General features: G+C 63.6%; 14 protein-coding genes and 2 pseudogenes. 4 read left to right on the top strand and 12 right to left on the bottom strand.

Going from position 1 to position 17,953, the window contains the following annotated elements; translation table 11 throughout:
- Positions 1–12 precede the first annotated feature (12 nt).
- Positions 13–992 (bottom strand): annotated as a pseudogene (rfaD, locus tag ACSKB8_RS24465) (ADP-glyceromanno-heptose 6-epimerase).
- A gap of 158 nt (positions 993–1,150) precedes the next feature.
- Here rfaD and waaF point away from each other — a divergent pair.
- Entirely contained in the window at positions 1,151–2,221 is a 1,071-nt protein-coding gene (gene waaF, locus ACSKB8_RS24460; RefSeq protein ID WP_438106951.1) for a lipopolysaccharide heptosyltransferase II, read from the top strand.
- A gap of 175 nt (positions 2,222–2,396) precedes the next feature.
- On the opposite strand, the gene ACSKB8_RS24455 is transcribed toward waaF, so the two are convergent.
- On the bottom strand, positions 2,397–3,434 hold the full coding sequence (locus tag ACSKB8_RS24455) for a glycosyltransferase family 4 protein (RefSeq protein ID WP_438106949.1): 1,038 nt from the start codon (positions 3,432–3,434) through the stop codon (positions 2,397–2,399).
- 126 nt (positions 3,435–3,560) lie between these two features.
- On the opposite strand from ACSKB8_RS24455, the gene galE reads away from it, so the two are divergent.
- From galE to ACSKB8_RS24440, 3 genes are all read left to right on the top strand, one after another.
- Positions 3,561–4,574 carry a UDP-glucose 4-epimerase GalE gene (gene galE, locus ACSKB8_RS24450; RefSeq protein WP_438106947.1) on the top strand — a complete coding sequence of 338 codons (1,014 nt, stop codon included), beginning with the start codon at positions 3,561–3,563 and terminating at the stop codon, positions 4,572–4,574.
- A gap of 118 nt (positions 4,575–4,692) precedes the next feature.
- Positions 4,693–6,495, top strand: a complete 1,803-nt coding sequence (locus tag ACSKB8_RS24445; RefSeq protein ID WP_438106945.1) for an ABC transporter ATP-binding protein — start codon at positions 4,693–4,695, stop codon at positions 6,493–6,495.
- A 37-nt stretch (positions 6,496–6,532) separates the two neighbouring features.
- Positions 6,533–7,234, top strand: coding sequence for a fumarylacetoacetate hydrolase family protein (locus ACSKB8_RS24440; protein WP_438106943.1), 702 nt, complete (start codon positions 6,533–6,535; stop codon positions 7,232–7,234).
- Positions 7,235–7,299: 65 nt separating this feature from the next.
- On the opposite strand, the gene ACSKB8_RS24435 is transcribed toward ACSKB8_RS24440, so the two are convergent.
- From ACSKB8_RS24435 to ACSKB8_RS24390, 10 genes and pseudogenes are all read right to left on the bottom strand, one after another.
- Entirely contained in the window at positions 7,300–8,640 is a 1,341-nt protein-coding gene (locus ACSKB8_RS24435; RefSeq protein ID WP_438106942.1) for an MFS transporter, read from the bottom strand.
- 164 nt (positions 8,641–8,804) lie between these two features.
- The gene (locus tag ACSKB8_RS24430) at positions 8,805–9,263 is read right to left on the bottom strand and encodes a YybH family protein (RefSeq protein WP_128932738.1); all 459 of its coding nucleotides are present in this window, start codon (positions 9,261–9,263) and stop codon (positions 8,805–8,807) included.
- 13 nt (positions 9,264–9,276) lie between these two features.
- On the bottom strand, positions 9,277–10,206 hold the full coding sequence (locus ACSKB8_RS24425; RefSeq protein ID WP_128938827.1) for an aspartyl/asparaginyl beta-hydroxylase domain-containing protein: 930 nt from the start codon (positions 10,204–10,206) through the stop codon (positions 9,277–9,279).
- A 133-nt stretch (positions 10,207–10,339) separates the two neighbouring features.
- Positions 10,340–10,495: a hypothetical protein gene (locus ACSKB8_RS24420; RefSeq protein WP_007612486.1), complete on the bottom strand. Its 156-nt coding sequence runs from the start codon at positions 10,493–10,495 to the stop codon at positions 10,340–10,342.
- 176 nt (positions 10,496–10,671) lie between these two features.
- Entirely contained in the window at positions 10,672–11,253 is a 582-nt protein-coding gene (locus tag ACSKB8_RS24415) for a phasin family protein (protein ID WP_438106939.1), read from the bottom strand.
- A 28-nt stretch (positions 11,254–11,281) separates the two neighbouring features.
- Positions 11,282–11,944, bottom strand: coding sequence for an AAA family ATPase (locus ACSKB8_RS24410; protein WP_438106937.1), 663 nt, complete (start codon positions 11,942–11,944; stop codon positions 11,282–11,284).
- Between the two features lie 136 nt (positions 11,945–12,080).
- Positions 12,081–13,541 carry a flavin-containing monooxygenase gene (locus ACSKB8_RS24405; protein ID WP_438106935.1) on the bottom strand — a complete coding sequence of 487 codons (1,461 nt, stop codon included), beginning with the start codon at positions 13,539–13,541 and terminating at the stop codon, positions 12,081–12,083.
- A 156-nt stretch (positions 13,542–13,697) separates the two neighbouring features.
- On the bottom strand, positions 13,698–15,119 hold the full coding sequence (gene ahcY / locus ACSKB8_RS24400; protein ID WP_438106933.1) for an adenosylhomocysteinase: 1,422 nt from the start codon (positions 15,117–15,119) through the stop codon (positions 13,698–13,700).
- A gap of 129 nt (positions 15,120–15,248) precedes the next feature.
- Positions 15,249–16,445, bottom strand: coding sequence for a methionine adenosyltransferase (gene metK / locus ACSKB8_RS24395; RefSeq protein ID WP_128932730.1), 1,197 nt, complete (start codon positions 16,443–16,445; stop codon positions 15,249–15,251).
- A 61-nt stretch (positions 16,446–16,506) separates the two neighbouring features.
- Positions 16,507–17,862 (bottom strand): annotated as a pseudogene (locus ACSKB8_RS24390) (hypothetical protein).
- Positions 17,863–17,953 lie beyond the last annotated feature (91 nt).

The following is a 17,953-nucleotide window of genomic DNA, read 5'->3' as shown; positions in this document are numbered from 1 at the left end:
GATCGCGGAGCCTCAGCGGAAGCGGTCGGGCCGGTCGAGATAATCCCCGACATAGGCCTTGACCGCGTCCTCGAGCATCGTGAAGCCGCCGTTATAGCCGGCGCGGTGGAGACGATCGACCTTGCTCTGGGTGAAGTATTGATAGCTGCCCGGATCGCCTCGGGCATGTCGATGTATTCGATGTTGGGCCTTTTGCCGAGCGCGGCATAGGCTGCCAGCATCAGGTCCTTGAAGCTGCGTGCCTTTCCGGTCCCGACGTTGAACAGGCCGGAGACCGACGGAGTCGCAAGCAGCCACATGACGACGCGCACGACGTCGTCGACATAGATGAAATCGCGGCGCTGGTCGCCGTCTTCGATGCCTTCACGATGCGACTTGAACAGCTGCACGACGCGGCCCGCTTTCACGTCGTCGAAGCGGCGCGCCAGCACGCTCATCATCGAGCCCTTGTGGTATTCGTTGGGGCCGAACACGTTGAAGAATTTCAGGCCCGCCCATTGCGGCGGCAGCCGATCACCGTTCGCAACGCGCTGGGCAACGGTGAGATCGAATAGGTGCTTGCTCCAGCCGTAGAGATTCATCGGCCGCAGCTTTTTCAGCGCGGGCAGCGAGGCGTCGTCGTCAAAGCCGTCCGCGCCATCGCCGTAGGTCGCCGCCGATGAGGCATAGATGAACGGCACCGCATTCGCCGTGCACCAGTCCAAGAGGCGCATCGACAGGCGGAAATTGGTCTCGATCACGAGATCGCCGTCGATCGCAGTGGTCTCGGAAATCGCCCCGAGATGGATCATGGCGTCGAGCTTGCGGCCCTTCAGCCAGTCTCCCAGCTCGGCTGGCGGGACGATATCCACAAGCTGCCGCTTGGCGAGGTTGCGCCATTTGCCGTCAGAACCGAGGAGATCACAGACCACGACGTCGCTGCGGCCGGCCTCGTTGAGCGCGGCGACGACATTCGATCCGATAAAACCGGCCCCGCCGGTCACCAGCAACATTCCACCTACCTGCCCGATTTCTGAAAGCCCAGTCCTGCCGTAGCGCATGATCCGCCAAAGTGTAAGCGGTTTTGGGATCGGTCCTCAGCCGGCTTTACCTGCCGGCCCGGAGCGGCTAACCGAACGGCCATACAGCTCGCCTTCGGCCCAATTAACAAATGAATATAGATTCGCAGCTTAGTGGACATGCCGACCGGGACGACACAAGCCCGATCCTGATCATTCCCTACATGTGGATCGGCGATTTCGTCCGGAATCACACCGTCGTGCGGGTCCTGAAGGAGCGCTGGCCCAACCGGCCGGTCGATCTCCTGACCACCTCCCTGTGCGCCCCGCTGGTCGATTACATGCCCGGCGTGCGCGCTGGGATCGTCTGGGACCTGCCGCGCGGCCGGCTTGCAGTTGGCCGCCAGCTCAGCCTGGCAAAACTCCTGCGCGAGCGGAACTACGGCACCGCCCTGGTGCTGCCCCGAACCTGGAAGGCGGCCATAGCGCCCGCGCTGGCAGGCATTCCTGAACGGGTCGGCTTCGTCGGCGAGTTCCGGTTCGGCCTGATCAATCACTGGCGCTGGGGCGAGAAGAAATTGCCCCGTTTCATCGACAAGAACGCGGCCCTCGCCCAGCCCGACGGCGCCCCGCTGCCTCCGGAATGGCCGGTGCCGCAATTGCGGGTCCCGGCCGAGGAGATCGTCCGCTGGCGGCAAGCCAATGGCCTCAGCGCCGGCGCGGCCGTGGCGCTGGCCCCCGGCTCGGTCGGCGTGTCAAAGCGCTGGACCTACTATCCCGAGGCCGCCCGATTGCTGGTCGAGCGCGGCCTGGAGGTCTGGGTGGTCGGCGGCCCCGCGGAAAAGGGCCTCGCTCAGGAAATCGTCGCGGCCGGCGGCGCGGGGGTGCGGGACCTCACCGGCAACGATTTGCGCAACGGCGTGCTGGCCATGGCCGCGGCCGGCGTCGCCATCTCCAACGATTCCGGCCTGATGCACATCGCAGCCGCCCTGGGCACGCCCACCATGGGCATCTTCGGCCCGACCAGCCCCTACCTATGGGCCCCCCTCAATGGCCTCGCCGCGACCGTCGTGCAGGACAAGAGCGTACTGTCCTGCCAGCCCTGCCAGAGCACGATCTGCAAGATGAACGACCACCGCTGCATGCGCGACATCGCGGCGAGCGAGGTGGTGGCGATTGCGCAGCGGGTGCTGGGTGAAGTGGGCGCGCGGGCGACGACGTGATCGGGGCGGGCGCCGATGATGACATCCTGCCAGTGTTTTGCCCGACAAGTCAAACGGAATTCGAAAAATCCGCAAACGGCAACATGAACCGCCAAGCCATTGATTTTGCTGACCCCGGCTACTGTGCATGGGGTTGTTTTCGCACTTTTTGTTTGGCGGTCGCGAAAAAGCCGGTTCAGAGCAGCGGCCGATAGACCTCGCCGATCCGCGCCGCCTCCGCATCCAGGCTGAAGCGTTCGAGCACCCTTGCCCGCCCGCGCGCGCCCATCGCGGTCGCGGCGTCCACATCACGCATCAGCGGCTCCAGCGCGGCGACCAGCGCATCGACATCGCCCGGCGGCATCAGCACGCCGGTGACGCCATCCTCGACCACGAGTTCGGCTGCACCGGCGCGTGCGGCGACCAGCGCGCTGCCGGCCGCCATCGCCTCGATCAGTGTCAGGCCAAAGCCTTCGTTGCGTGAGGTGAAGGCGTAGATCGTCAATCGCTGATACCAGCGCTGCACCTCGCCGATCGGCAACTCGCCGGTGATGACGATGCGCGATTGCAGGCCGGCGGCCGCGATGCGCTGCTTCAGGTCGTTGGCAAAGGCCGTCTGCTCGGGCGTGACCTGGCCGACGATCACAGCGGTGAAATCGGGGTAGCGCGGCAACAGCCGGCACATCGCATCGACGAACACGTCGGTGCCCTTCTGCGCGCGCACGCGGCCGAAGCAGCCGATCGCGTAGCGGCCGGGCAGCGCGGCTTCCGCCAAGGCAGCGGCGCGATCTGTCGGCGGCGCGTAGACGTCGGTGTCGACGCCATGCGGAATCACGGTTGCCTTCACTTTCAGGAACGATGCCGAGATGTCGCTCGTTGCGATGAGCGCATCCATGCGCCGGATCAGCCAGCGCGTGATCCAGCTGTGATGCCGCTGCGCCGCCGAGGTGAATACGAGTTTCAGTGGCCAGCCCAGCGCGCGCAACGTGACGCCGGCGATCATCTCGTTGTTGCGGCGCGCATGCCAGATCAGCGGCGTCTTGCGCCGCCATAGCTTCAGGAAATCCGCAGCGCTCAGGCGCGCGATCCCGTCCGGCGCATCGGAGCCGAACCACGCAGCGCGATACAGTTTCGCCAGCCGCGGCGCCACCATCCGATTGGTCGCGGTGACCCCGGAATAGCGCCTGTGCAGATTTGGCACGATCACGTCGAGATCGCCCGGGAAATTCGCCACGTCATGCTCCGTTTAGCAGGTCCCCTATACGCAACATTAAGCATAGTGACCAGTTCAGCCGCGCCGATACCCCCTCTTCACCACGCCAGCGCTAGTTTTGCGCGTTGATCGGAGACGGGTGAGATCATGACTGTGCTAGTCACCGGCGGCGCCGGCTATATCGGAAGTCACACGGTCCTGTCGCTGGCGGAAGCCGGCGAGGACGTCGTCGTGATCGACGATCTCTCCACAGGTTTCTCCACCTATCTGCCGGAAGGCGTGCCGCTGTTCATTGGCGATGCCGGTGACGAGAACCTGCTCGAAGGCGTGATCGCCCAGCACGACATCGAGAGCATCATCCATTTCGCCGGCTCGGTCGTCGTGCCGGATTCGATGCGCGATCCACTCGGCTACTACCGCAACAATTTCACGACCGCGCGCAATCTGCTCAACGTCGCGGTCAAGCGCGGCATCGGCCGCTTCATCTTCTCCTCGACCGCCGCCGTCTACGGCAATCCGGACCAGGTGCCGGTGCCCGAGCACGCGCCGACGCGGCCGCTGTCGCCTTACGGCTCGTCGAAGCTGATGACGGAGATCATGCTGCACGACGTCGCCGCCGCCTTCGGCATGCAATATGTGACCCTGCGCTACTTCAACGTCGCCGGCGCCGATCCGCAGGCGCGCATCGGTCTTGCCACCGTCGGCGCCAGGCATCTGCTCAAGATCGCGGTGGAAGCCGCCACCGGCCAGCGCGCCAAGATCGACGTGTTCGGCACCGACTATCCGACCCCGGACGGCAGCTGCATCCGCGACTTCATCCACGTCACGGACCTCTCGCAGGCGCATCGCTCCGCGCTGGCGTACTTGCGCAATGGCGGCGCCTCGACGACGCTCAATTGCGGCTATGGCCGCGGCTATTCGGTGCTGGAGACCATCGACGCGGTGCGCCGGGTTTCGGGCCGCAGCTTCGCCGTGCAATACGCCCCGCGCCGGCCCGGCGACATCATGACCATGGTCGCCGACACCAGCCGCATCCGCGGCCTGCTCGACTGGAAGCCGCAATACGAGGACCTCGAGACCATCGCCGCGCATGCGCTGGCGTGGGAGGACAAGCTGTTCCGCGAGCGCCATGGCGAGCTTCGCCACGCCGTCTCGGCCTAAAATCATCCCGAGCGCAAGCCCTTAATTGGGCTTGAAAAACCCCGCTTGAGCGGGCACAGAGGCCCATCGATCCCTGACGCGCGGGCAGGCTTTGTCCTGCGCCGTCAATGGACACCGGATGGCCCAGTTTCCAAAGAAAATCACCGACGATCCCTATGCGGCAGCGGTCCTGATTCGCCGCCTGGTCATGGAACAAGGGGTCGTCTACTGGCGGCGCTACCTCGTCGCCTTTGCGCTGATGGCGCTCGCCGCAGGCTCAACCGCATGCGCGACCTATGTGCTCGGCCAGGTCATCAACCAGGCCTATGTCGACAAGAACATCCCGGGCATCGCGATGTTCTCGGGCATCACGGTGGTGCTGCTGTTCATCAAGGGCGTGGCGACCTACGGCCACATGGTGATCCTGACAAAGATCTCCAACGCCATCCTAGCCACCAACCAGCGCCAGCTGTTCGCCAAGCTGATGCGCGAGAGTGTCGGCTTCTTCTCCGAGCGGCATTCGTCGGAATTTTTGGCGCGGCTGACCGCCGGCGCCAAGTCCATCACCGACGTGCTCAACATGCTGGTCAACGCCATCGGGCGCGACCTGTTGATGCTGCTCGCCATGATCGGCGTGATGGTGTGGCAGGATCCGCTGATGTCGTTCATCGGCCTCGTCGCGGTGCCGCCTGCGATGCTGGTGCTGCGCAAGCTGGTCAAGCGCATCAAGGGCCTTGCGCATAACCAGTTCACCGGCACCGCCGACATCCTGGAGACGATGCAGGAATCGCTGCAAGGCATCCGCACGGTCAAGGCGTTCACGCTCGAAGACACCATGCAGAACCGCATCGACGAGAACATCGCGGTCGTCGAGCGCAACGCCAACAAGATGGCCCGCGTCGCCAACCGCTCCAACCCGCTGATGGAGATGCTCGGGGGCTTCGCGGTCGCCGGCTGCCTGATGTACGGCGGCTACGCCGTGGTCGCGCTCAATGCGACGCCCGGCGCATTCTTCTCCTTCATGACTGCGTTCCTGATGGCGACCGAGCCGGCCAAGCGGCTGGCGCGGCTCAACATCGACCTCAACAGCCAGCTGGTCGGCGCGCGCATGCTGCTCGAGGTCGTCGACAGCCCCGCGAGCGAGCAGTCCGACGACGACAAGCCGGCGCTGAAGCTGTCAGATGCCCGCATCGAGCTCCGCGACGTCAGCTTCTCCTATCGCGCCAATGAGACGGTGCTGAACCGCATGAGCTTCGTTGCCGAGCCCGGCAAGGTCACCGCCCTGGTCGGGCCGTCCGGCGGCGGCAAGTCGACCGTGCTGGCGCTGCTCTTGCGCTTCTACGAGGTGACGCAAGGCGCGATCGTGATCGACGGGCAGTCGATCAACTCGGTCTCGCGCAAATCGCTGCGGGCGCAGACCGCCTATGTCGGCCAGGACGTCTATCTGTTCCGCGACACCATTCGCAACAATATCGCCTTCGGCCGGCCAGGCGCGACCGAACAGGAAATCATCGAGGCGGCGAAGGCCGCCTGCGCGCATGATTTCATCATGGGTTTTCCGCTCGGTTACGACACGCCGGTGGGCGAGCACGGCACGCAGCTCTCGGGCGGCCAGCGCCAGCGCATCGCGGTGGCGCGCGCGCTGATCAAGAACGCGCCGATCATCCTCCTGGACGAAGCCACCGCCGCGCTCAATTCGGAGTCCGAGCGTCAGGTGCAGGAGGCGATCGAGCATCTCTGCCGGAACCGCACCACCCTCGTGATCGCGCACCGCCTGCACACCATCATGCACGCAGATAGCATCCTGGTGGTCGAGGGCGGCGAGATCGTCGAGCACGGCCGGCATGACGAGCTCTTGCGCCGGTCCGGCCGCTACGCCTCGTTCTTCCGCCTGCAACATCACGATGCCGGCGCTCTGGCGCCGATCAGCGCAACCGCATAGAGTTCCTTATCAACCTCAAGAGCCGCGAGACCGCTTCATGAACGCCGCCTCCTACGTCATTCCGCTTCCGCCCCAGGCATCGCTTCCCGTCGTCGGCGAAAGCGGCCGTTACCCGGTGCGCCGCATCTGGTGCGTCGGCCGCAATTATCTCGAGCACATCCGCGAGATGGGCAATGACGAGCGCGCCCCGCCGTTCTTCTTCGCCAAGCACGCCGACATGCTGGTGCCCGACGGCGCAACCATCCCCTATCCGCCGCTGACCAAGGATCTGCATCACGAGGTCGAGCTGGTCGTCGCGATGAAGAGCGGCGGGCTGAACATCCCCGCCGACAAGGCGCTCGACCACGTCTACGGTTACGCCGTCGGCATCGATCTCACCCGCCGCGATCTCCAGATCGCCTCGCGCAAGAAGGAGCGTCCCTGGGAGATCGGCAAGTCGTTCGACGGCTCCGCCCCCTGCTCCGCGGTGCAGCCGGCCTCGAAAATCGGCCATCCCTCGAAGGGCAAGATCTGGCTCACGGTCAATGGCAAGGAAGCGCAGAAGGGCGACCTCACCGAGCTGATCTGGAACGTGCCGGAGATCATCTGGCAGCTCTCGCAGCAGGTGAAGCTCGCCGCCGGCGACATCATCATGACGGGCACGCCGGCCGGCGTGTCGCAGCTCCAGGTGGGCGACAAGCTCGAATGCGGCGTCGACGGCATCGGCACGCTAAAGGTGAGCATCGGCCAGCCGGAATAGGCAGACCTCAAATCAATGAAAAAGCAAAAGCCCCGGACGTCACGTCCGGGGCTTTTTTTGCGGCCTCAAGTTCGCCGCTCATGCGCGCCCACCGCGTTGATATCCTTCCCGGTGTAGTCGGTCATCATCGCGGTTGCGGCCAGCGTCATGATAGCGCAAATCGCGATGTAGATCGCGATCGCGGTCGCCGAATGGAACGTGCCGAACAGCCAGGTTGCGATCAGCGGCGCCGGGCCGCCGGCGATCACGGATGCGAGTTGATAGCCGAGCGACGAGCCGCTGTAACGCAGGCGTCCGGTAAAACTCTCGGCGATCAAGGCCGCTTGCGGACCGTACTGCATGTCGTGCGGAATCAACGACAGGATGATCGCAAGGAAGATGATGGTTGGCCATCCGGTGTTGAGCAGCGCGAAATAGACGAAGCCGAAGATGCCCGTCACGGCAGCGCCGATCATGTACATGTTCTTGCGGCCGATCTGATCGGAGATATGTCCGCACAGCGGGATCGAGACGAACGACAGCACCGAGGCCGAGAGCACCGCTGTCAGCAGGAAGTCGCGCGAAACGTGCAGGGTGCCGATGCCATAGGAGAAGACGAAGGCGGTGAAGATGTAGAACGGCGCCTGCTCCGACATGCGCGCGAAGGCCGACAGCAGGATCTCCTTCGGGTATTCCCGGATCACCGTCAGCATCGGCGTGCGGTCGACCTGACGTTCGGCCACGAGCTTTGAGAACACCGGCGTTTCGAGAATGCCGAGCCGGATATAAAGGCCGACACCGACCAGGATGATGCTGAGCGCGAACGGAATACGCCAGCCCCACGCCAGGAACTGATCGCCCGCCATCTGGCTGAACGCCAGCACGGCGAGATTTGCGAGGAACAGGCCGCAGGGCACGCCGAATTGCGGCCATGACGCGATCAATCCTCGGGATCGGTCGCTGCGGGCCCATTCCATCGACATCAGCACCGAGCCGCCCCACTCGCCGCCAACGCCGACGCCCTGAATGAATCGCAGCACGGTCAGGATCACGGCGCCCCAGATGCCGATGCTCGCATAGGTCGGCACCACGGCCACTGCTGCGGTCGCCAGTCCCATCAAAAGCAGCGTCGCGATCAGCGTCGATTTACGTCCGATGCGGTCGCCATAGTGTCCAAAGATTGCCGCGCCGATCGGGCGCGCGACGAAGCCGACCGCGTAGATCGCAAACGCCTCCAGCGTGCCAACCCAGGGATCGGACTGCGGAAAGAACAGCTTTGCGAAAACCAGACCGGTGACGGTGCTGTAGAGGAAGAAATCATACCATTCGATCGCGGTCCCTACCGTGGACGCGATCACCGCGCGACGAAGCTGGCGCTGATGCTCGGATTCAGTAAGTTGGGTGGCATCAAGATCGAGTGTTGCCATGGGAGCGTTTCCCTCGAACAGCCCCCCTGTTGCGCATTTTTCACCGGTTATTCGTTGAGGAAAAACGAGATCATGTTCCAAGGGTTCCGGCCGAACTGGAACGAGAGTGTAAAACTTTAGTCGGCCAATAAAGCCGGCGGCGCACGCTGCCGGATGGCTTGGCTCTACCAGGCCTTCACCGGCCGATTGGCGTGGCTCGCCTGAGGCACTCCGCGGTTGAGCGACATGTGGGAATGCACACACAGCCAGCCGTCGGCGGTCTTGGAGAACACCATCGTCGCCCGCCCGGGGCGTGGAAACGCGCTGCCATCGGAATGATAGCCCGTACTCGTCCACGGCGCGATCACGGTCACCATCGTGCCGTCGGACGATGCCAGGATCGAGGTCTGATCGAGCACGAAACGAAAATCGGTCGTCTTCGGCCAGACATTGTCCCATTGCGTCGCGACCCATTGATCGAGGCCGGGGATGACATCGTTATGCGTGCCGAAGGCGAGCACATCCGGATGGAAGAGCGGTCTGGCCGAGGCGTAGTCGACCTCGCGGACATAGCCCGCGAAGGTGTCCAGCCACTGGCGGAAGAACCGCACGATCTCCGTATTCGCGACCGGCAAGGGGCTCATCGCGAGGCGCCGATCACCGCAACGCCGACAGCACGATGAGGCCGAGGATCAGCGCCGTCAGCGAATACTTCAGCGTATAGTAGACGTTGCGGTTCCATTCCTTGACCTTACGGCTGCCGAGATGGATCTCGTAGAGCTTGCCGAACACCTTGTTGAGCACGCCGACATTCTCGCCGTCGACGTTCTGCGTCGCCGACGCCTTGACGATGTGATGGCTGACCCAACGGTTGATCGCGGTCATGAAGCCGAACTTCATCGGGCGCTCGACGTCGCAGAACAGGATGATGCGGTTGACGTCGGTCGCATTCTCGGCGCTGTGGATGAAGGTCTCGTCGAACATGAAGGCTTCGCCGTCGCGCCAGACGCATTCGACGCCGTCGACGAGAATCCGACATTTGTTCGAGTTCGGCGTAACGAGGCCGAGGTGATAGCGCAGCGAACCCGCGAAGGGATCGCGATGGGCGCCGAGCTTGCCGCCCGGCGGCAGCATCGCGAACATCGCGCCGTGCACGCTCGGGATCGAGTTCAGCAGCTCCACCGTCTTCGGGCAGAGCGTGCGCGCCGAAGGCAGGAAGTCGTCGTACCATTTCAGGTAAAACCGCTTCCAGCCGCTCTTGAAGAAGGAATAGAAGCCCCAGTCGTTGTTCTTGGCGGCGGCGCGGATAAAACCTTCGTCGAACAGGCGCACCGCCTCGTCGCGGATGGTCTCCCAGTTCTCGCTCAGCGGCTTCAGCTCGGGAAACTGATCGACCGAGATCACCGGCTTGTTGGGCACGGCCGAACCGGCATACATCAGCACGTTGTAGGGTGCGAGGTAGGTCGAGTGATCGCCGAGCTGGCGCGCGAAGCGCAGCCGCTGCTTGCCGCGGAAGTGAACGTAAATCGTCGAGGCCGCCAGCACATAAAGAATGACAAGTTGCGGCGCAAAAAGCTGTTTCAGCATTTCCCCAATCCCAAGTGACCCAGCCGGGGTGTCGTGTAGCCCGACAGGGCCCGAGCGGCAAGATATTCACCGCCGGGTTGCAATCACGCTGGGGAGAGCGCTCGAGCGGAACTTGGGGCCGAAACCGCCCAAATCAGGCCCGCGACAGCGCCTGGAGCCCCTTGAACGTCAGGCGCTTGGGATCGGTGACGCCGGCGAGGTAGAGACGGCGGATGAAGGCGATGACGGCGTCGCGGTCGCAATCGGTCAGCGCGACGACGGCGTCGACCGCGATTCTCTGGGCTTCCATTGGGCTCACCTCGGCCTTGCGAGTCACCCCGGCCGAGACAGGCTAGGACCCATCCGTTAATCCGGCGTTAACCGTTGGGCAGGATGGCCAATTCAGACGGGCGGCCGAATACGCAAACAACATCGGCGGGCGGGCCGCCCCGCCCAGCCTCGGCGATATCCTGATTCCGATGCGCGCTATTCGGCGCCGGACGTTCTCGCATTGCGTGTCAATGATTTCAGCAATTCGGCTTGCTGTCGCACCAACTCATACTGCTTTCGCGCATGTGAGCTCGACAACTCGACCCACTGCGAGAGCGTTCTCACGCGGCTCAACTCGCGTGTATACTGCAGGGTCGCGCCTGCATTCACTTTCATCAATTCGAGCACGACCGCGTGGCACTCAGCGGCAGCTCCGTCCAGGACGTCGCTTTCCGGGCTGGCAATATCCTTCGTATATTCGAACGCAGTATGCACGCCTAACTTCATTGCCTCGAGAGCACGCGTCTGCATCTCTTTGGCGATCTCCACGGCGAGAGCGGAGGTGTTGCTGGCACTTTGGAATTGCGTCGAACCCGTAGACGGGCACGTCGCGACGTCGTCGATTGCCGCGGGCTTGGTCGTCTCCGCAGGCATCTTTCGAGCAGGCGTCTTTCGAGCAGCCTTCTTGGCTGCCCGCTCGCTCCGGAGTCCATCGCCCCGTGGGACGGCGACCGGATCAGGCGGCATCTCCAAGAGGCTCTCGTCGATTGTGCGGCTCACCGCCGCAGTCAGATCCACCAGCGACCGACGTCTGGCGCGTGCGCCATCAGCAGGCTGTCTCGACCGCGCCTTGCTCATGATGATTCAACTCCGCGAAGATGTGTTCCGAAATCCAGCGCCACAGCCCAACGATCTCGTCCGAGGCTTTTCCGTCCGGCGCAAACTCGGTGACGCCCAAGCCTACCCCGAGCGCATCCTGATGGTCGTTGCGCTGTCCAATAAAGGGAAGCGCGAGCACCCCAAGCGAGTTGAGCGACGTGGCAGCTTCACTCAGCCGGCACCCCCGTGTGGGCGTCTGATTGAGGATGAAGGCGAACCGGCGGTTACCCCTGCGAATTGCCAACAGCGTAGGGATGGCAGCTTCGATATCGGCCGGGCTCGGACGCGCCGGAATGAGACAGAGGTCGGCGTTGGTGATGGCGCGCAGCGCCAAGGCGTTATTCGTGGCGGCCGTGTCGATGATTGCGAGCCCAATTCCTTCAGCCTGGAGCCGAGATAGCACCGGCTCGATCTCCGCCGGATCCGCAACGCACTCGACACGAGGATAGGAATTCTCGCGACGCTGTTTCCATTTCGAGATGGTGCCCTGCGCGTCCGCCTCGATGAGAGCGACGCGCTCTTCGCGCTCCATCGCGGCCACTGCAAGCCCAACGGCCAGCGTACTCTTGCCGCTTCCGCCTTTTTGCGTGACCAGAGCAACCACCTGCACGTCCCGCGCTCCCATCAATGCCAGCGACGCGGAACTCAGGCGCTGTCGGAAGTAAATTGCATGCAACGCAACAATACTACTTCAAGTCGCGGTTCGCCTCAAGCGATCGACGGGTTCCTCCGGCAACATACGGAGATCAGGAATACTTCATCACGCCATCATCGATCCGGCCGAAGCGCAAGGAGACGATGTCGAGCGCGTAGTTCTGATAGAGCCGCCACGGCCGCTTCGAGCCCTGCTTCGGCATCTTGGCGACCGAGCGCTGCACGTAACCCGAGGTGAAATCGAGCGAGGGCTGTGCGGTGATCGTCGGGTCATCATTATGCGGCAGGCACTGACGGAAATTGTGCCGGTCCATGTAGTTGATGAGCCGGCAGACATATTCGCAGGTGAGATCGCATTTCAGCGTCCACGACGCGTTGGTGTAGCCGAAAGCGGAAGCCATGTTCGGCACGTCGGCATACATCATGCCCTTGTAGGTCAGCGTGCTGGCGAAATCGACGGCGCGGCCATCGACGCTGATCTCGAGCCCGCCGACGACCTGGAGCACGAGGCCCGTCGCCGTCACGATGATGTCGGCCGCAAGCTCGCTGCCGTCCTTCAGGCGAATACCGTCGCGCGTAAACGTGTCGATCTCGCTCGTGACGACCGCGGCGCGCTGCTCGCGGATCGCCTTGAAGAGATCGCCGTCGGGAACGAGGCACAGCCGCTGGTCCCAGGGATTGTAGCGCGGCGTGAAATGGGTCGCGACGTCGTAGTCGGGGCCGAGTGCCATCTGCACGCCTCTAAGGATGAGATCCTTCACCTTCGCCGGCCGGCGCCGGCTGAGCTGGAAGAAGAACATCCCCCACATCACATTGCGCCAGCGGATCAGGTGATAAGCAAGCCGCGTCGGCAAATTGCGGCGCAGCTTGTTGGCGACGGGATCCTGAGCGGGGCGCGACACCACGTAGGTCGGCGAGCGCTGCAGCATGGTGACCTGCGCCGCTTTCTTGGCGAGCTCCGGCACCAGGGTCACTGCGGTCGCGCCCGAGCCGATTACGACGACGCGCTTGCCCGAATAGTCGATGTCCTCGGTCCATTTCTGCGGATGCACGATGCGGCCCTGGAAATCCGCCGTGCCCTTGAACTCCGGCGTGTAGCCCGCCTCGTATTTGTAATAGCCCGAGCACATGAACAGGAAATTGCAAGTGAAGCGCACGAGTTCGGTTGCGCCCTCGCCCGCGATGCGCTCGGCCTCCACGGTCCAGCGCGCCTCCGGCGTCGACCACGATGCGCGCTTGACCCGATGACGGAAGCGGATCTGCTGCTCGATGCCGTTCTCGGCGGCGGTCTCGCGCACATAGTTCAGGATCTGCGGCCCGTCGGCAATCGCCTTCGGGTCGGTCCACGGCTTGAACGAATAGCCGAGCGTGAACATGTCGCTGTCGGAGCGGATGCCGGGATAGCGGAACAGGTCCCAGGTGCCGCCGATGCAGTCGCGGCCCTCCATGATGACGTAGCTCTTGCCCGGGCACTTCGTCTGCAAATGATAGCCCGCGCCGATGCCGGACAGGCCGGCACCGACGATGAGGACGTCGAAATGTTCTTGGGACATGGTTTCCTCCGCCGGGACGGATTGTCCGACCGGCGGCGGCGCCCGTCAATCGCCAATCGGCTCGCCACAACCGTTAGGAGAGCGATCGTTTTCTGGCCGACAAACAAAAAAGCCCCGGATCGATCCGGGGCTTTCGTGCCGTTGCTGGAGAAAATCTCAGTACCGGTAGTGGTCCGACTTGTACGGGCCTTCCTGCTTCACGCCGATGTACTCGGCCTGGTCCTTGCGCAGCTCGGTGAGCTTGACGCCGATCTTGGCGAGGTGCAGGCGGGCGACCTTCTCGTCGAGGGTCTTGGGCAGCACGTAGACCTTCTTCTCGTACTTACCGTTCTTGTTGTTGGCGAACAGTTCGATCTGCGCCAGCGTCTGGTTGGTGAAGGACGCCGACATCACGAAGGACGGATGGCCCATGGCGTTGCCGAGGTTCACGAGGCGACCTTCCGACAGCATGATGATGCGGTGCTTGTCGGGGAATTCGATCTCGTCGACCTGCGGCTTGATGTTGGTCCACTTCAGATTGCGCAGAGCGGCGATCTGGATCTCGTTGTCGAAGTGGCCGATGTTGCAGACGATGGCGCGATCCTTCATCGCGCGCATGTGCTCGATGGTGATGATGTCCTTGTTGCCGGTCGCGGTGACGAAGATGTCGGCGCGGGGCGCGGCGTCTTCCATGGTCACGACCTCGTAGCCTTCCATCGCCGCCTGCAGCGCGCAGATCGGATCGACTTCGGAGACCATGACGCGGCAGCCGGCCTGGCGCAGCGAAGCGGCCGAACCCTTGCCGACGTCGCCGAAGCCGGCGACCATCGCGACCTTGCCCGACAGCATCACGTCGGTGCCGCGGCGGATGCCGTCGACCAGCGATTCACGGCAGCCATAGAGGTTGTCGAACTTCGACTTGGTGACACTGTCGTTGACGTTGATCGCCGGGAACAGCAGCGTGCCCTTGTTGGCCATCTCGTAGAGGCGATGCACGCCCGTGGTGGTCTCTTCCGAAACGCCCTTGATGTTCTTGGCGATCTCGCCGAAGTAGCCCTTCGGCTTCTCCTTGAGAAGGCGCTTGACCAGCGCGTAGAAGATCTCCTCTTCCTCGGAGCCCGGCTTGTCGAGGAAGGCAGTGTCGCCGTTCTCGGCACGGACACCGGCATGCACCAGCATGGTGGCATCGCCGCCGTCATCGAGGATCATGTTCGGCGTGCCGCCGCCGTGCCAGTCGAACAGTTTTGCGGTGTAATCCCAATATTCAGTCAGCGTCTCGCCCTTGACGGCGAAGACGGGAATGCCGGCGGCCGCGATCGCAGCCGCGGCGTGATCCTGCGTCGAATAGATGTTGCAGGAGACCCAGCGGATGTCGGCGCCGAGAGCGGCCAGCGTCTCGATCAGCACCGCGGTCTGGATCGTCATATGCAGCGAGCCGGCGATGCGCGCGCCCTTCAGCGGCTGCTTCGGGCCGTACTCCTCGCGGGTGGCCATCAGGCCGGGCATCTCGGTCTCGGCGAGCGAGATCTCCTTGCGTCCGAAATCGGCGAGCGAAATGTCCTTGACGATGTAATCGGTGAAGCCGGGCTTCGCGTTCATTGCGAGTGTCCTGTTGTTGAACTCGTCATTCCGGGTCGCCCGAAAGAGGCGAACCCGGAATCTCGATGTGATGGATAAGGATCCCGGGTTCGCTCGCGTACCGCGTGCGCCCCGGGATGACGCTTAAAACTAGAGCGCGCGCTTGAGCGGCTCGACGAGGTCGGTCTTCTCCCAGGAGAAGCCGCCCTCATTGTCCGGCGTGCGGCCGAAATGGCCGTAGGCCGAAGTGCGCGCGTAGATCGGGCGGTTGAGGTCGAGATGGGTGCGGATGCCGCGTGGCGTGAGATCCATCGCCTTGGCGACGGCCTTCTCGAGCTGGTCCTCCGACACCTTACCGGTGCCGTGGGTGTCGATGTAGATCGACAGCGGCCGCGCGACGCCAATGGCGTAAGCGAGCTGGAGCGTGCAGCGATCGGCGAGACCGGCGGCAACGACGTTCTTGGCGACGTAGCGCGCCGCGTAAGCCGCGGAGCGGTCGACCTTGGTCGGATCCTTGCCGGAGAACGCGCCGCCGCCATGCGGGGCCGCGCCGCCATAGGTGTCGACGATGATCTTGCGGCCGGTCAGGCCGGAGTCGCCGTCGGGGCCGCCGATGTAGAACTTGCCGGTCGGGTTGATATGCCAGATCGTCTTCGGCGTGATCCAGTCCTTCGGCAGCGCCTCGCGCACATAGGGCTCGACGATGTCGCGCACCTGCTTGGAGGTGAGGTCCTCGATCAGATGCTGATGCGACACCACGATCTCGCGCACGCCGACCGGCTTGCCGTTCTCGTACTGCACGGTGACCTGGCTCTTGGAATCCGGGCCCAGCACCTTCTCGCGGCCGGAGTGGCGCGCTTCGGAGATGAGACGGAGGATCTTGTGGGCGTAGAAGATCGGCGCCGGCATCAGGTCGGGCGTCTCGTTGGTGGCGTAACCGAACATGATGCCCTGGTCGCCCGCGCCTTCTTCCTTGACCTCGCCCGGCTGCAGCGCGTCGACGCCCTGCGCGATGTCGGCCGACTGCGGATGCAGCAGAATCTCGACGTCGCAGGTCTTCCAGTGGAAGCCTTCCTGCTCGTAGCCGATGTCCTTGATCGCGCCGCGGACGACGCTCTCGATCTGCTCGTTGGTCACCGACTTCGGACCGCGGGTCTCACCTGCGATCACCACCTTGTTGGTGGTCGCCAGCGTCTCGCAGGCGGCGCGGATGGCCCAGGGATCAATGCCCGCCTTCGGCCCTTCACGATAGAACAGGTCGACGATCTCATCGGAGATCCGGTCACAGACCTTGTCCGGATGGCCCTCGGACACGGATTCGCTGGTGAAGAGATAGGATGCGCGCATCAGTAACCCCTTGTTCCGCCTTTAGCCGGCGGGCGTTTGCGATGTTTACCTTTTGATGATGTCAATCACGCCGACGCGAGATGACGTAGGATTCGTCGAGAAACCAGAGCCCATTGTACTTGCGCAGCACGTCCCTGGCGGCATCCAGAGTGCGGCCGTTTTGAGTCATTTCTGTCAACCGGTCGTCCTCAATCTGAGCGACATACACCGCCGCATTCCACGCTGCAAAGGCCGTCGAGGTACCGATGGTGCCGGTGACCTCGTTGGGCAGCGCTTCCATATCATACCTGAAGATCGAACGGTTATCCGCGTAAGCATTAAAATTTAAGTCGCGGCCCACCGATCCAAGTTCATACTTAACCGCACGCAGTAGCTCATGACGGCTGACTGAGAAAGGATTTTCTCCAGGCCAGATCGCCTGGATCATTTCCATGCCCGGATCCTGGCCATGGGAGTGGATTCCGATCAGCCTGCCGCCAGGCCGGAGCGCCCGCGCCAAGGGTGCAATGATCCGCTTGGCCCGGAAATTGACCGAGGACAGCGCCCGGTAGGGCTGGGATGCGATGACGAGGTCGAAATTCGGCCTCGGTCTGACCCGGCCGCGGGATGGTCGAATCCAAGAGAAATCTGTGGTCTTCGCGATAGAGCACGAGGACGACGGGCCGCTCGTAGAGCGGCATGGCCGTGCGTGGGCTGATCGCGGCGCGCCAATTCTGCTCCAGAACGGCCGCAGTTCCGCGATCTGCTGCTCGAACTCACCCGATGAAGCGCCGCGCAGCGGCACCTCGTGCCAGACGGTGGCTGCCGCCGCCGCAGGCGATGCCGGCGTCAGCCAGGGCGCCTCCGCGTAGAACATGTTGGTGAAGACGAACACCGACGCCGGATGCTCGAAAATGCGGTCCGGCACCTTCTCCAGCGTCAGGCGCAGGTCCTCGAGGCTGAGTTCCTTGCCCGCGACATAGAAAGGCATTTGGGGAAAGCGCTGGTGCGTTGCGCGGAGCACCCGCGCCAGCACCGTGCCGTCGCCGACGCCGGCGTCGAACAGGCGCAGCGCCGGCGGGCGCGGATGGATGGAGCTTAGCTCCAAGGCGACCCTATCTGCGATCACCCGCTTCTCGCTGCAGGTGTGGACGAACAGCAGGTATTTCTGGCGGTTCTCGAAGAAGCGGAAATTGCCGCGCGGGTCGCGCTTTTCCGGCGGCACCTGAAGTCCCCGCGGCGGCGGCACGCCGCCGGCCATCGATGCGGCCATATAGGCCTGGATCCGCTCCAGCGTGTCGATGGTGATGCGCTTTCCCTCGCGCAGCCGATGCACCAGCTTCCCATCGTTCACCGCGCGCCGACCGAAGGTCGATTCCGCCATGCCCGCCTTGCGGCAGAACTCGGTGATCTGGCTTAGGATTTCGTCGTTTTTCATCGGTGGGACGCGTTGGGCAGACGGATTGGGTCCTGTGTCCTCAGCAAATTCTGCCCACTCAGGGAATAGCGGATCGATACGCCTCGGTTGG

Origin of the sequence: Bradyrhizobium sp. BR 1432 (assembly GCF_051547705.1) — a bacterium.
Taxonomy (GTDB): Bacteria; Pseudomonadota; Alphaproteobacteria; order Rhizobiales; family Xanthobacteraceae; genus Bradyrhizobium; species Bradyrhizobium zhanjiangense.
This window is presented reverse-complemented; position numbering and strand designations above follow the sequence as displayed.